Raw genomic sequence first — 14,380 nt, 5'->3', positions numbered from 1 at the left:
CGGGACGCCAGGACCCCAGGACCCCAGGACCCCGAGCCTCATGAATACCGCTCCCGCAGCTTGTACTTGAGCACCTTGCGCAGGGTCTCGTTCCTCGGCAGCGCCTCCACCACCTCCAGCTGCTCCGGCAGCTTGAAGACCGAGAGTCCCGCCCCGCGCAGGAACGCCGTCACCGTCTCCAGGGTGAGGGGTGCGGCGCCCTCGGGCTGTTCGATCACCGCGCACACCCGCTCGCCGCGTTCGGCGTCCGGCAGGCCGATGACCGCCGCGTCGCCGACGTCCGGGTGGGTGTGCAGGAGGTCCTCGATCTCCTTGGCCGAGATGTTCTCGCCCTTGCGGATGATCACGTCCTTGAGGCGGCCGGTCAGGACCAGATGACCGCTCTCGGTCAGGTGCCCGAGGTCGCCGGTGCGCAGGAAGCCCTCCTCGTCGAAGGCGGCGGCGGTCTGCGCCGGGTCCAGGTAGCCGCGGCAGACGGCCTCGCCGCGCAGCCGGACCTCGCCGCTTGCCGCGATGCGTATCTCCATGCCCGCGGGCGGCCGGCCCTCCGTCGTCGCCAGGTTCTCCGCGCTGTCCTCGGGGTCACCCATGGTGATCATGGGTGCCTCGGTCATGCCGTAGCCGTGGGTGAGCTGACAGCCCAGCTCGCGCACGACCGCGTGGTAGATCTCCGGCGGCTTGGGCGCCCCGCCGCCCGCGAGGAGCCGCAGGGTCGGGATGACCGGCTCGCCCGGCCGCCGGCGCTGCTCGGCGAGGAACATCGAGTAGAAGGCGGTGGACCCGCCGGCGACGGTCACACCGTGCCTGCGGTACTCCGCCAGCGCGTCCGGCAGCGCGAACTGCTCGAACATGACCGCGGGGAAGCCGCACAGCAGCAGCATGACCGTGTAGTCGGGCCCCCCGATGTGTGCGTACGGGAAGGCGATCGAGCCGACGTCGTCGGCGGTCGGGCGCAGGGCGTGGGCGAGGCAGGAGCCGCCGGCGATGAGCGAGCGGTCGGTGTGCAGCACGCCCTTGGGGTCGGAGGTGGTGCCCGAGGTCCAGTAGATCCAGCGGACGTCGGTGCCGGAGGCGGGCGGGTCGGGGAGCAGCGCCGGGTCCCCGTCGGGGAGCTCCTCGTACGCCTCGAAGACCCCGCGTGCCCCGAGCCGCCGGGCCATCGCGGTGTGGTCGAAGCCGCGCAGGACACCGGGGACGGCGAAGAACTCGGCACCGGACTCGCGCAGCGCGAAGCCGACCTCCCGGTCCCGGTGGAAGGGGATGACGGGCGACTGTACGGCGCCGAGGCGGGCGAGCGCGAAGGAGAGCACGGCGGTCTCGACGCGGGTGGGCAGCTGCCAGGCGACGACGGTGCCGGGGCGCACGCCGATGCCGTACAGGCCGGCGGCGCAGCGCTCGGCGCGGTCGCGAAGTTCGCCGAAGGTGAGGGTGCGGTCGCCCTGGAGGAGGACGGGCCGGTCGGGGGTGAGGGCGGCGCGGCGTGCGACGAGCTCCCAGAGGGTGCGGGAGGCGCCCAGGGCGTACGCGGTCCCGTCCCGGTTCTCGTTCCGCGTCCGGCCCCGGTTCTCGTTCCGCGTCCGGCCCCGGTTCTCGTTCCGCGTCAGGCTCTGGGTCCCGTCCCGCGTCTCGTCGCGCGTCCCATTCCGCGTCCGGCTCCGCGTCTCGTTCCGCGTCTCGTTCCGCGTCTCGCTCTGGGTCTCGTTCCGCGTCTCGGGCATGTCCGCACCCCTTCAGCTGACGCCACGTCAGATCGTGCCGAGAGCGTAGAGGGCCGGTCCTTGTCGGTCCAGGGGTGCGGGGCTAGCCTGACCCCATCAGGATCTGACGGTCCATCAGAAAATGACGGAGGGGTCATGACGGAACTGCCCCGCATCATCAGCGTCGACGACCACGTGATCGAGCCCGCGCACCTCTTCGAGACCTGGCTCCCGGCCCGATACCGCGACCGGGGCCCCAAGCCCCTCACTGCCGGCATCGGAGAGCTCGCCTACGTCGGCGGCAAGTACCGGATCACGATGGACCCCGACGGGCCGCCCGCCGACTGGTGGATCTACGAGGACCTGAAGTTCCCGTACAAGCGGAACATCGCCGCCGTCGGATTCGACCGCGACGACATGACCCTGGAGGGCATCACCCGCGAGGAGATGCGCCGTGGCTGCTGGGACCCCGTCGAGCGCCTCAAGGACATGGACCTCAACCACGTCGAGGCCTCCCTCTGCTTCCCCACCTTCCCCCGCTTCTGCGGCCAGACCTTCGCCGAGGCCAAGGACAAGGAGGTCGCCCTCGCCTGCGTCCGCGCCTACAACGACTGGATGGTCGAGGAGTGGTGCGGCGACAGCGGCGGCCGGCTGATCCCGCTCTGCATCATCCCGCTCTGGGACATCGATCTCGCCGTCGCCGAGATCCGGCGCAACGCCGCCCGCGGCGTCAAGGCCGTCACCTTCTCCGAGATCCCCACCCACCTCGGTCTGCCGTCGATCCACTCCGGCTACTGGGACCCCTTCTTCGCCGTCTGCCAGGAGACCGGGACGGTGGTCAACATGCACATCGGGTCCAGCTCCCAGATGCCCGCCGCCTCCCCCGACGCCCCGCCCGCCGTCCAGGCCGCGCTCTCCTTCAACAACGCGATGGCCTCGATGACGGACTTCCTCTTCAGCGGCGTGCTCGTGAAGTTCCCCCGCCTGAAGCTCGCCTACAGCGAGGGCCAGATGGGCTGGATCCCGTACGCCCTGGAGCGCGCCGACGACGTGTGGGAGGAGCACCGCGCCTGGGGCGGCGTGCGCGACCTGATCCCCGAGCCCCCGTCCACGTACTACTACCGGCAGATCTTCTGCTGCTTCTTCCGCGACAAGCACGGCATCGCGTCCCTGGACGTCGTCGGCCGCGACAACGCCACCTTCGAGACCGACTACCCGCACGTCGACTCCACCTTCCCGCACACCAGGGAAGTCGCCCTCGACCACGTCAAGGACCTCGACGACGAGACCGTCTACAAACTCATGCGCGGCAACGCCATCCGCATGCTCGACCTCGGCATCGTCTGAGGCAGGCCCGGACATGGACCTCGCGTACAGCGAAGAGGAGGAGGAGTTCCGGGCCCGGCTGCGGGAATGGCTCGCCGCCGCACTGCCCGGACTGCCGCCCCGGCCCGACCCGCGCGACTGGCCCGCCCGCCGCGCGTACGACTGCGGCTGGCAGCGACGGCTCTACGACGCGGGGTACGGACACGTCCACTGGGACGCCTCGCCGACCCAGCGCCTGATCTTCCTGGAGGAGACCGAGCGCGCCGGTGCGCCCTACGTCGGCGCCAACTTCGTCGGCCTCCTGCACGCCGGGCCCACCATCGCCGCCGAGGGGACGCCGGAGCAGCGCGCACGCTGGCTGGAGCCGGTGCTGCGGGGCGACGAGGTGTGGTGCCAGGGCTTCAGCGAACCCGACGCCGGCTCCGACCTCGCCGCGCTGCGGACGCGGGCCGTCCGGGACGGGGACGCGTACGTCGTCACCGGGCAGAAGATCTGGACCTCGCACGCCGAGGTCGCCGACTGGTGCGAACTCCTCGTCCGCACCGATCCGCAGGCGCCGAAGCACCGCGGCATCACCTGGCTCGCCCTGCCCATGGACGCCCCCGGCATCACCGTACGGCCGCTGCGCACCCTCGCCGGGTCCGCCGATTTCGCCGAGGTCTTCCTGGACGAGGTGCGGGTGCCGGTGGCGAACCGCGTCGGCGCCGAGAACGACGGCTGGCGCGTCACCATGGTCACGCTGTCCTTCGAGCGCGGCACCGCCTTCGTCGGCGAGGTCGTCGCCTGCCGCCGCGTCCTCGGCGAACTCGCCCGCACCGCCCGAAAGAACGGCCGCTGGGACGACCCGGCCCTGCGCCGCCGCCTCGGCCGCCTCGGCGCCGAGTTCCAGGCCCTGTGGCGGCTCATCCAGTGGAACGTCAGCGAGGCCCAGGCGACCGGCGGCGTGCCCGGCGTCGGCGGCTCCGTCTTCAAGCTGCGCTACTCCCACGCCCGCCAGGAGCTGTACGACACGGCCGCCGCCGTCCTCGGGCCCGACGCGCTCGACCTGGGGCGCGCGTGGACCCTCGACCGGTTGTCCTCGCTCTCGTACACGATCGCGGCGGGCACCTCGCAGATCCAGCGGAACATCGTCGCCGAGCGCATCCTCGGCCTGCCGAAGGGGCGGTGACGGCGGACGTGGACTTCCGGCTGACGGACGACCAGCGGGCGCTGAAGCGGGGCGTACGGGAAGTTCTGGAGCGCCGTTTCCCGCGCGACGCCCTCCGGGCCGCGCTCCGGGCCGCGGCGGACGGGGACGGGGGCGCGGGCGGGGTGCTGGACCGGAAGGTATGGCGGGAGCTGGGCGCGGCCGGCTTCTTCTCGCTGCGGCTTGCGGAGGAGCGGGGCGGGGCCGGGCTCGGTCTGCCCGAAGCGGTGCTGCTCTTCGAGGAGGCGGGCCGGGCGCTGCTGCCGGGGCCGCTCGTCGCCACCCACCTGGCGGCGGGCAGCGTGGCGGGCGCGGCGGAGGGCACCACGGTCGTGACCGCCGTCGACGGGGGGCTCGTCGAGTGGCTGGACGCGGCCGACGTGGTGCTGGGCGACGCCACGGGCGCGGTCCCGATGACGTCGGTGGACCCGCTGACACCGCTGCACCGGGTGCCGGGCGCGGACCCGACCTCCGGTCCCGGCATGGACACGGTGCCCGGCCCCGGCGTGGACACGGTGTTCGGCCCCGGCGCGGCGGGCGGCGGCCCGACCTCCGGTCCCGGCGCGGGCGCGGGCCCGGCCTCCGGTCCCGGCGCGGGCCCGGCCCCCGCCCCTGACCGGGACCTCGTCTCCCTCCTCACCGCCGCCGAGCAGCTCGGCAGTGCCGCCCGTACGACCGAGGCGGCCGTCGCGTACGCCCGGACCCGCACCCAGTTCGGGCAGCCGATCGGCGGCTTCCAGGCCGTCAAGCACCTGTGCGCGCAGATGCTCGTACGAACGGAAGTAGCCCGCGCCGCCGTCTACGCCGCCGCCGTCACCGCCGACCCGGTCGAGATCGCCGGGGCCCGGCTGCTCGCCGACGAGGCCGCCGTCGGCTGCGCCCGCGACTGCCTCCAGGTGCACGGCGGCATGGGCTTCACCTGGGAGGCCGACGTACACCTGCACCTGAAACGGGCCTGGGTACGGGCCGAGCGCGGGCTCTCCGGGGCGGCGGCGGAGGAGCGCGTGGCCGCCGGCTTGTAGCGTGCGCGTCACGCAGCGTCGATACCGGGTCGTGTCCTTCGGCGGGGCCGTCACGGGCCGGAGTCGGCCTCCGCCTCCGGTACGCTCCGTGGGATGCGAGTGCTTGTGGGCCCGGATCGCGCCGGTGCCGCCCCTGCGGCGGCTCCGGGTTCGGGAATGCCCGCCGCTCGCGCCCCGTGGAGGCGCATCGGGCGCCCCTGTTCGACTCGCCGGAATGTGCGTCGCACAGTATGGACCATGCGTACTCCTTCGCGCTGGAATATGCCCGAAGCGCTTGTTGCGGTGACTGTACGTCAACCATGCTGTCCCACAAGGGAATCACGTTCCGTTAGGTCGTCGAGGACGCCGGTTCGGATGGTGTGAACGGTGCAGGTGCTTCAGGTTCAGTTGGAGGTCGGGCCGGACCCGGCGGAGGTGGGGCGCGCCCGGCGATGGGCGCGTTCGCGGCTGGCCGGGTCGGGCATAGGGGACGACGAGCCGCTGGCGGACACGCTCGTGCTGCTCATCTCCGAGCTGGTCACCAACGCGGTGGTCCACACGGGCTGCCCGGCCGTGCTGAGGATGCTCTTCGGCGGGGGCGGGGTGCGGGTCGAGGTCGCCGACACGAGCGACCGCCCGCCGCGGCCCCGGCACGCGGCCGGTGAGGACACCAACGGGCGCGGCCTCGAGCTGGTGGACGGCCTGGCGGACCGGTGGGGCTGGCAGCGCGAGGGCGCGGGCAAGAGCATCTGGTGCGAGGTGGACCGGGCGCCGGCCCCGCCCCCGGCGCCGGTGGCGGACCAGATGGTGACCCCGATGGTGGTCCCCGTCGCCGCCCAGGCGGTGGGCCGGGTCTCGGACCAGGGTGCGCAGGTGTCACCCTTCCGGGTGCGCTGTTGACGGTTCGTGGTGAATTGACCACCCTTGGGTGAGCGATTCGCTCTGCGAGGGGAGTCGAGGGGCATGGCCCCTCGGCGCACGCGGGTCGTGACGGGTGGCGGCTGTCGTGCCGTGCTCGGGGCGCGCGCGAGTGCGCCGCCACCCGCGGAACCCTCTGCGGCGGCCATCGCGGTGACGGCTACAGCACGGCCACCGGTGCCACCGGTGTGCCCGTGCCGCCCACGAAGGGCTCGGGCATCGCGGAGAGCAGGAACGCGTAGCGCCGTTCTTGTGCACAGGCTGTGGACAAGGTTTCCAGGTTCCAGTTCTGCCCCTGGAGCATCCCCATCTCGACCAGGTCGAGGGCGTGCACGGGCAGCCACAGGTTCTCGATCTCCGGCGGGAAGATCTCGAAGGTGAGCGTGTCGTTGGCGACCGCCGCCACGTCCCGGGCGTGGAACCACTCGGGCGTCCGCACGGACAGGCCGGGCGACGGGAAGGCGTAACCGTGCCGGTCGCCGGCGAGGTAGGCCCGGATCTGCCCGGTCCGTACGAGCACGATGTCACCGGACCGTACGGTGACACCACCGAACTTCGCCGCCTCGTCGAGGTCTTCGGGCGTGACGGCGTGGTCGCCGGGCAGCCGGTCGACGCCCTTGGCCGCCGCCACGTCGAGCAGCACACCGCGCGAGACGATGTGGCGGGCGGTGTGGATGCCGCTGAACTCGGAGCGGCCGTGCGCGGTGACGGTGGCCGCGGGGCGGCCGTTGTAGATCCGGCCCGAGTGGGAGACATGGGTGAGGGCGTCCCAGTGGGTGCCCGCCTGGAGCCCGAGGGTCACGGCGTCGTCGCTGGTGGCGACCGTGCCGGGGCCGAAGAGCTCCTGGTTGATCTGGACCATGACGTGCAGCGGGTTGACCCGGCCGGGGATCACGCCGGTCTGCACGCCGTCCTGCTTCAGGTCGACGGCCAGCGGTATCCGCAGGCCGGTCCGTACGGTCGCGGCGGCCTCCCGTACCACGGCGTCGGTGATCAGGTTGAGGGTGCCGATCTCGTCGTCGCGGCCCCAACGGCCCCAGTTGTTGACGCGCTTGGCGATCTCGTGGAACTCCGGCGGGAGGGCGCTCGGGCCGGGGGCGGCGCGGGTGGTGGCGGACATCGGGGGCCTCCGAGGTCTTGTTCTCCGGTATCTGACGGGTCGTAGAATCCTGTCGACGCACGAATCTAACGGACCGTCAGAAAATGCGGGAAGGGGCCGGGCGTGGGGAACTTCTTGGCAGGAAAGGTCGTCGCCGTCACGGGAGCGGGCCGGGGGATCGGCCGCGCCGTCGCCCTCACCTGCGCCGCCGAGGGCGCGAAGGTCGTCGTCAACGACTACGGGGTCTCCGTCGAGGGCGCCGAACCGACCAGCGAGATCGCCGATGCGGTGGTCAAGGAGATCGAGGCGGCGGGCGGCCGGGCGGTGGCCGTCGCCGACGACATCTCGACCATGGCGGGCGGACAGCGGGTCGTGGACGTGGCGCTCGCGGAGTACGGACGCATCGACGGCGTCGCGTGCGTGGCCGGCATCCTGCGCGAGCGGATGCTCTTCAACATGACCGAGGAGGAGTGGGACCCCGTCGTCGCCACCCACCTCAAGGGCACCTTCACCGTCTTCCGGGCCGCTTCCGCCGTCATGCGCCGCCAGGGCTCCGGCACCCTCATCGGCTTCACCAGCGGCAACCACCAGGGCTCGGTCGCCCAGGCCAACTACGCGGCGGCCAAGGGCGGCGTCATCTCCCTCGTCCGCAGCGCCGCCCTCGGCCTCCACAAGTACGGCGTCACGGCCAACGCCGTCGCCCCCGTGGCCCGCACCCGCATGTCGGCCAACGTGCCCATGGAACTCAAGGAGATCGGCGAACCGGAGGACGTGGCCGCGCTCGTCGTCTACCTCCTCTCCGACCGCGCCAGGGCGGAGAGGATCACCGGCCAGGTCTACACGATCGCCGGCCCGAAGATCGCGGTCTGGGCCCAGCCGAGGGAACTGCGCGCGGCCTATGCGGAGGGCGGCGCGTGGACCCCGGAACGGATCGCCGACGCACTCCCGGGAACGGTGGGCACGGACCCGATGCCGCTGCTCCACCACCTGGAGGAAATGTCCCGGGCGGCGGCGAAGGGCTCCCGCCCGAACGCGTAGCACCGTGGGGGCCGACCCCGGCCCGTGGGGGCATCGGCCCGCTTCCGGACGTCGTCCCGCTTCCGGGCGGTCGGCACGAAGGGGCCCGGGGTGATCCCCAGGTCCTGGCAGGGATTCGGGAAGGGCTGGGGTGGGGGAGAAGCCCGCACTCCCGTGACGGAGGTGGATGGACATGAGAGGCGTCGTCTTCGACGGCACGAGGATCCAGGTCGTCGACGACCTGACCGTTCGCGCCCCCGGCCCCGGCGACGTCCTCGTCGCCGTCGCCGCCGCCGGGCTCTGCCACAGCGACCTGGCGGTCGTCGACGGCACGATCCCGTTCCCCGTCCCCGTCGTCCTCGGCCACGAGGGCGCCGGAGTCGTCGAGGCCGTCGGCCCCGGCGTCACCCACGTCGCCCCCGGCGACCACGTCGCCCTGTCCACCCTCGCCAACTGCGGCGCCTGCGCCGACTGCGACCGCGGCCGGCCCACCATGTGCCGCAAGGCCATCGGGATGCCCGGCCGGCCCTTCTCGCGGCGCGGAGGCGGGGAGCCGCTGTTCCAGTTCGCCGCCAACTCCTCCTTCGCCGAACGGACCGTCGTCAAGGCCGTCCAGGCCGTGAAGATCCCCGAAACCGTCCCGCTGACCTCCGCCGCCCTCATCGGCTGCGGCGTCCTCACCGGCGTCGGAGCCGTACTCAACCGCGCCAGGGTCGCCCACGGCGAGACCGTCGTGGTCATCGGCACCGGCGGGATCGGCCTCAACGTCCTCCAGGGCGCCCGGATCGCCGGCGCGACCACCATCGTCGCCGTCGACACCAACCCGGCGAAGGAGCCCATCGCCCTCCGCTTCGGCGCCACCCACTTCCTGACCTCGACGGACGGCGTCCGCGAGATCCTGCCCACCGGCGCCGACCACGTCTTCGAGTGCGTCGGCCACACCGGACTCGTCCGTACCGCCGTCGACCTGCTCGACCGGCACGGCCAGGCGGTCCTGCTCGGCATGACCGCGCCGAAGGCCGAGGCGAGCTTCCCGCCCGCCGCGATGTTCCTCGACAAGTCGATCCTCGGCTGCCGTTACGGCTCCTCCCGCCCCCAGAAGGACATCCCGCTCTACGCCGAGCTCTACGGCACCGGCCGCCTCCTCCTCGACGAACTCGTCACCGCCACCTACCCGGTGGAGGACTTCCGGCGGGCGGCGGAGGACGCGGCGCGCGGCACGGTGGCACGGGCCGTCCTCACCTTCTGAGCGGTCGGCGGCCTCCTCGACGAGGGGCGGCTCAGGCCGGGGAGTCGGCCGCGGCCGCGCGGAAGGTGCGGCGGTAGGCGGTCGGGGTGACCCCGATCGCGCTCTGCAGGTGCACCCGCAGGGACTGGGCGGTGCCGAAGCCGGAGTCGTGGGCGACCTGGTCGACGGGGAGGTCGGTGGTCTCCAGGAGGTGGCGGGCCCGTTCCACGCGCTGCTGGGTGAGCCACTGGCCGGGGCTGACGCCGACCTCGTCGCGGAACCGGCGCGTGAAGGTCCGTACGCTCATCGACTCCCGTACCGCCAGGTCCCGCAGCTGGATCGGCTCGTGGAGGTGGGCGAGCGCCCAGGCGCGGGCCGCCGTCGTGGTGGAGACCGCCGGGTCGGGCACCGGGCGGGCGATGTACTGGGCCTGGCCGCCGTCCCGGTGCGGAGGCACGACGGTGCGCCGGGCGACCTCGTTGGCGACGGCCGTGCCGTGGTCGCGGCGGACGATGTGCAGGCACAGGTCGATCCCGGCGGCCACGCCGGCGGAGGTCAGCACGTCCCCGTCGTCCACGAACAGCACGTCGGCGTCCACCCGCACCCGCGGGAACAGCCGCTGGAAGTGGTCGGCGGATGCCCAGTGGGTGGTGGCCGGGCGCCCGTCCAGGTAGCCGGCCGCGGCCAGCACGTAACCGCCGGTGCAGATGGACACCAGCCGCGTCCCGGGCCGTATGCGGGCGAGGGCCGAGGCCAGCGGCTCGGTGAGCCTGCCCTCCTCGTACACCGGGCCCAGCTCGTAGGAGGCGGGCACCACCACCGTGTCGGCGGTCGCGAGCGCCTCCGGCCCGTGCTCCACGTGGATGGCGAAGTCGGCGTCGGTCTGGACCGGTCCGGCGACCGGCGCGCACGTCACGGTCTCGTACAGCGGCCGGCCCTCGGGGTCCTTGGCGCGGCCGAAGATCCGGTGCGGGATGCCGAGCTCGAAGGGGAGCAGGCCGGGCAGGGCGAGGACGGCGACGCGATGGGGCCGGTGCGGTGGCTGCACGGCGAGCTCCCTCCGGTGAGCGACGTGGACGTACGGAGTCGTACGGAGTCCTGCGGGACGTACGGAAACCTACAGACACGTACGGACACGTAAAACAGTGGTGGTCCAGACCACAGGCTGGTACCTGTGTCTCTTCGTGACGGACAACACGTACAAGTCTGAGGCCGCCGAACGGATTCCCGTTCCCGAAGCACTGCCCGCCGACCCGCCCGCCCTGTGGAACCGTAACTTCCGGCTCTTCTTCGTCGCCCGCGCGGTCGCCGTCCTCGGCGAGGGCATGGTCCCGGTCGCCTTCGCCGCCGGACTGCTCGGCGCCGGGCACCCCGGCTCCAGCGTCGGCTACGCGCTCGGCCTGTGGACGGCCGCCTTCGCCGTCTTCGTCCTCTTCGGCGGCGTCCTCGCCGACCGCTTCACGGCCCGCCGGATGATGATCCTCGCCGATCTCCTCCGGTTGCCCGGCGCGGTGCTCCTCGGCGTCACCTTCGCGCTCGGCAGCCCGCCGCTGTGGGCGGTGTACGCGCTGTCCACCGTCGCCGGGGTCGGCGCCGCCCTGTTCCAGCCGGGCGTCGCCTCCACGATCCCGCGCATCGCGCCCGACGTGCAGCGGGCCAACGCGGTCCTGCGGGTCGTCGAGGCCCTCATGACCATGGCCGGCCCGGCGCTCGCCGGTCTGCTCGTCGCCCTGTGGAACGCGGGCGCCGCCTTCGCCGTCAACGCCGCCACCTTCGCCGTCAGCGCCGTCTGCTTCACGCTCATGCGGCTCGCCCCGATCCCCTCCGACCGGGTCAGGCGCGGCTCGCTCGGCTCCGAAATGGCCCTCGGCTGGCGGGAGTTCCGGTCACGCAGCTGGCTGTGGGGGGTCATCGCCATCTGGACGGTGTACGGGCTGACCGTCGCCGGACCGATGGTGCCGTTGACCGCGAACCTGGTGACCGGGGAGCACGGTTCGGCCACGTACGGCGTGCTGATGGCGGCGGGCGGGGCGGGCAGCGCCGTCGGCGGCCTCCTCGCGCTGCGCCTGCGCCCCGTCCGCCCGCTGGCCGCCGGGGCCCTGGCGCTGCTCGGGCTGCCGGTGAACCTGCTGCTGCTCGGCGCGGGCGCACCGGTGCCGCTGCTGCACGCGGGCCAGTTCGTCGGCGGCGCCGCCTTCGCCTTCTGGCTGGTGATGTGGTCGACGGCGGTGCAGACGCACGTGCCGCAGGACGCCCTGAACCGCATGCACGCGTACGACGTGGCCGGATCCCTGCTGATGATGGGTGTCGGGCGCAGCCTGTCGGGGCCGGTGGCGGCCGCCCTCGGTACGGAGGAGGTGCTGCTCGCGGGGGCGGGGATCGCGGTCGTGGTGGTGGCGGCGCTGCTGGTCGTACGGCCGATCAGGACGCTGCCGCGGGTGTGAGGGGCACGGGACCGGCCGCGGCCCCGGGTGGCGGGCCGATGGCCCGATCCGTTGGAAAGCTGTCATGGGGGCCAATGGTCGGAGGCGTGCCCTCGCTCGATGCTGGGTGACGTGACCCAGACAACCCAGCCCCCGGCCCCCAGCCCCGTCCCGCACCGGCCCCGTACCCCCCGTATCCATCGCGCGTGGTTCGTCGCGGCCGTCACCTTCGTCACGATCGTCGGCGCGGCCGCCTTCGCCTCGCTGCCGGGCCTGCTGATCGAGCCGCTGCACTCCGAGTTCCGCTGGTCGCGCGGCACGATCGGTTTCGCGGTGTCGGTGAACCTCGCGCTGTACGGCCTGACGGCACCGTTCGCCGCCGCGCTGATGGACCGTTTCGGCATCCGCCGGGTCGTCGCGGTGGCGCTGTCGGTGATCGCGCTCGGTTCGCTGCTCACCGTGTGGATGACGGCCCCCTGGCAGCTCGTCCTGTACTGGGGCGTCCTCGTCGGCCTGGGCAGCGGCTCGATGGCCCTCGCCTTCGCCGCGACCGTCACCAACCGCTGGTTCGTCGCCCGGCGCGGCCTGGTCACCGGCATCCTGACGGCGGCCGGTGCCTCGGGCCAGCTGGTCTTCCTGCCGCTGCTGTCCTGGCTGATCGAGCACCACGGCTGGCACCCCGCCGCCGTCACCGTCTCCCTGTCCGCGCTCGCCGTCGTGCCGTTCGTGTGGCTGCTGCTGCGCGACCACCCGGCGGACGTGGGGCTCGCCCCGTACGGCGGTGTCTACGCGGAGAAGCCGGCGCCGGTGCCGGGCGCCGCGCGGCGGGCCGTCACCGTCCTGTTCAAGGCCGCCCGCACCGGCCCGTTCTGGCTGCTCGCGGGCACCTTCGCGATCTGCGGGGCCTCGACGAACGGCCTGGTCAAGACCCACTTCGTGCCCGCCGCGCACGACCACGGCATGCCGGTCACGGCGGCGGCCGGACTGCTCGCCGTGATCGGCGTCTTCGACGTCGTCGGCACGATCGCCTCCGGCTGGTTCACCGACCGCTTCGAGGCCCGCCGCCTGCTCGCCGTCTACTACGCGCTGCGCGGCGTCTCGCTGCTGTTCCTGCCGATGCTGCTGGCCCCGACGGTGCACCCGCCGATGCTGTTGTTCATCGTCTTCTACGGTCTCGACTGGGTCGCCACCGTGCCGCCGACCATCGCCCTGTGCCGCGAGCACTACGGCGAGGACAGCGCCATCGTCTTCGGCTGGGTGCTCGCCTCCCACCAGGTCGGCGCCGCCGCCATCGCCTTCGCGGGCGGCGTCGCCCGCGACGTCTTCCACTCCTACGACATCGTCTGGTACGCCTCGGGCGCCCTCTGCGCGATGGCGGCGCTGATGGCCCTGGTGATCAGGCGACCGCGTACCCCCCAGGCCCTGTCGGCGATCTAGCACGACGGCGCTCAGGGCACCCCGGCGGAGCGGTCCTGGCCCGGATGGAGGAGGATGCGGGCCAGGAGGGGATTTGAATGCGTTCAGAAGAGTGGACGGGTGCGGGTGTCGCGCCGACGGCGGGGGCCACACGGCGGAAGACGGCCGGGAGGTCCACGGACGTGACCGGCCCGGGCGGCGACCCGGCGCCGGGGCGCACGTTCCGCCGGATGCTGATGGTCTCGATGCTGGTGCTGTTCCTGGAGACGGCGCTGCTCGCGGTCGGCGCACTGGTCATCGGCGAGACGAGGCCGTCGCCCAGCGTCGGCTACAACGCGCTGGGCCTGATCGCCCTGCCGTTCCTGGTGGTCGGCGGCACGCTCGTCGGGGCCGTCCTGTCCCTGGCCCTCGTCCTGCCGGCGGTCCGCTCGGGCGAGCTCCTGGCGCGCCGGGCCGGTGGCCGGGCCGCCTGGTGGCAGTCGGCACTCGCCGGAGCCGTCACGATCCCCCTCGCCCCGCTCCTCGGCCCGTGGTGGTGGCCCGGCGGCTGGGCGGCACTCATGGTGGCCGTCACCGTCACCGCACGTGCCCGTCGGGGCACGTTCGTCACCGTCCTGGTCTGGGGCACCCTCGCCGTCGTGAGCGCCGGCATGCTCGGCGGCGCCGCCCTGTACACCGGCTTCCTCACCCCGTACGCCCCGCCGCGCATGTCCGCCGCGATGCTGACCGGCTCCTGGTCGGACGGTACGGGCGGCACGCTGACCTTCACGGCGGACGGCCGGGTCACGGCCGAGGGCGTCCGCTACGAGGTGGGGGAGTCGCCCGAGTCCTTCGAGACGGTGTCGAAGGAGTGCGACGGAACGGGGACGTGGATCCATCGTCCGGCCGACAACCCGTGGCGTCAGGAGGTCCAGGTCACGATCGGCACCTGCCAGTGGCCCCCCTGGGAGGTGAGCGGCACACAGTCCGCTCCGACCCTCTATCAGTACCTCGGCGACCCCGACGCCTGGGATCTGTACGAGCTGCGCAAGTCACCGCGCTGACCCGTGACCCGACCGGAATCGCCGAG

At 73.0% G+C, this 14,380-nt stretch carries 12 protein-coding genes; 9 read left to right on the top strand and 3 right to left on the bottom strand.

Going from position 1 to position 14,380, the window contains the following annotated elements; genetic code table 11:
• Positions 1 to 38 precede the first annotated feature (38 nt).
• Positions 39 to 1,718, bottom strand: a complete 1,680-nt coding sequence (locus tag ABTZ91_RS00940; RefSeq protein WP_352074951.1) for an AMP-binding protein — start codon at positions 1,716 to 1,718, stop codon at positions 39 to 41.
• Between the two features lie 135 nt (positions 1,719 to 1,853).
• Here ABTZ91_RS00940 and ABTZ91_RS00935 point away from each other — a divergent pair, with 135 nt between their 5' ends.
• From ABTZ91_RS00935 to ABTZ91_RS00920, 4 genes are all read left to right on the top strand, one after another.
• Complete coding sequence (locus ABTZ91_RS00935; RefSeq protein ID WP_352074950.1) at positions 1,854 to 3,044, top strand: amidohydrolase family protein; 1,191 nt, start codon at positions 1,854 to 1,856, stop codon at positions 3,042 to 3,044.
• 13 nt (positions 3,045 to 3,057) lie between these two features.
• Positions 3,058 to 4,191 carry an acyl-CoA dehydrogenase family protein gene (locus ABTZ91_RS00930; protein WP_352074949.1) on the top strand — a complete coding sequence of 378 codons (1,134 nt, stop codon included), beginning with the start codon at positions 3,058 to 3,060 and terminating at the stop codon, positions 4,189 to 4,191.
• Between the two features lie 8 nt (positions 4,192 to 4,199).
• Entirely contained in the window at positions 4,200 to 5,231 is a 1,032-nt protein-coding gene (locus tag ABTZ91_RS00925) for an acyl-CoA dehydrogenase family protein (protein ID WP_352075271.1), read from the top strand.
• A gap of 366 nt (positions 5,232 to 5,597) precedes the next feature.
• Positions 5,598 to 6,110, top strand: a complete 513-nt coding sequence (locus ABTZ91_RS00920; protein WP_352074948.1) for an ATP-binding protein — start codon at positions 5,598 to 5,600, stop codon at positions 6,108 to 6,110.
• 178 nt (positions 6,111 to 6,288) lie between these two features.
• Here the strand turns inward: ABTZ91_RS00920 and ABTZ91_RS00915 are convergent, their stop codons facing one another.
• The gene (locus tag ABTZ91_RS00915) at positions 6,289 to 7,248 is read right to left on the bottom strand and encodes a cyclase family protein (protein ID WP_352074947.1); all 960 of its coding nucleotides are present in this window, start codon (positions 7,246 to 7,248) and stop codon (positions 6,289 to 6,291) included.
• 102 nt (positions 7,249 to 7,350) lie between these two features.
• Here ABTZ91_RS00915 and ABTZ91_RS00910 point away from each other — a divergent pair, with 102 nt between their 5' ends.
• Both ABTZ91_RS00910 and ABTZ91_RS00905 read left to right on the top strand, forming a co-directional pair.
• Positions 7,351 to 8,265: an SDR family oxidoreductase gene (locus ABTZ91_RS00910; protein WP_352074946.1), complete on the top strand. Its 915-nt coding sequence runs from the start codon at positions 7,351 to 7,353 to the stop codon at positions 8,263 to 8,265.
• A 172-nt stretch (positions 8,266 to 8,437) separates the two neighbouring features.
• Positions 8,438 to 9,493 (top strand): Zn-dependent alcohol dehydrogenase, encoded by a 1,056-nt coding sequence (locus ABTZ91_RS00905; protein WP_352075270.1) that lies wholly within the window; start codon positions 8,438 to 8,440, stop codon positions 9,491 to 9,493.
• Between the two features lie 31 nt (positions 9,494 to 9,524).
• On the opposite strand, the gene ABTZ91_RS00900 is transcribed toward ABTZ91_RS00905, so the two are convergent.
• The gene (locus tag ABTZ91_RS00900; protein WP_352074945.1) at positions 9,525 to 10,520 is read right to left on the bottom strand and encodes a helix-turn-helix domain-containing protein; all 996 of its coding nucleotides are present in this window, start codon (positions 10,518 to 10,520) and stop codon (positions 9,525 to 9,527) included.
• A 175-nt stretch (positions 10,521 to 10,695) separates the two neighbouring features.
• On the opposite strand from ABTZ91_RS00900, the gene ABTZ91_RS00895 reads away from it, so the two are divergent.
• The 3 genes from ABTZ91_RS00895 to ABTZ91_RS00885 all read left to right on the top strand — a co-directional run bounded on the left by ABTZ91_RS00895 (position 10,696) and on the right by ABTZ91_RS00885 (position 14,354).
• Positions 10,696 to 11,916 (top strand): MFS transporter, encoded by a 1,221-nt coding sequence (locus tag ABTZ91_RS00895; protein ID WP_352075269.1) that lies wholly within the window; start codon positions 10,696 to 10,698, stop codon positions 11,914 to 11,916.
• A 99-nt stretch (positions 11,917 to 12,015) separates the two neighbouring features.
• On the top strand, positions 12,016 to 13,332 hold the full coding sequence (locus ABTZ91_RS00890) for an MFS transporter (RefSeq protein ID WP_352074944.1): 1,317 nt from the start codon (positions 12,016 to 12,018) through the stop codon (positions 13,330 to 13,332).
• A gap of 161 nt (positions 13,333 to 13,493) precedes the next feature.
• Positions 13,494 to 14,354 (top strand): hypothetical protein, encoded by an 861-nt coding sequence (locus ABTZ91_RS00885; RefSeq protein WP_352074943.1) that lies wholly within the window; start codon positions 13,494 to 13,496, stop codon positions 14,352 to 14,354.
• The last annotated feature ends 26 nt before the right edge of the window (positions 14,355 to 14,380 follow it).

The sequence above is a fragment of the Streptomyces sp. NPDC126499 genome, assembly GCF_040302485.1.
Classification (GTDB): Bacteria; Actinomycetota; Actinomycetes; order Streptomycetales; family Streptomycetaceae; genus Streptomyces.
The sequence above is the reverse complement of the archived record's forward strand: the minus strand, read 5'-3'. Positions and strand labels throughout refer to the sequence as shown.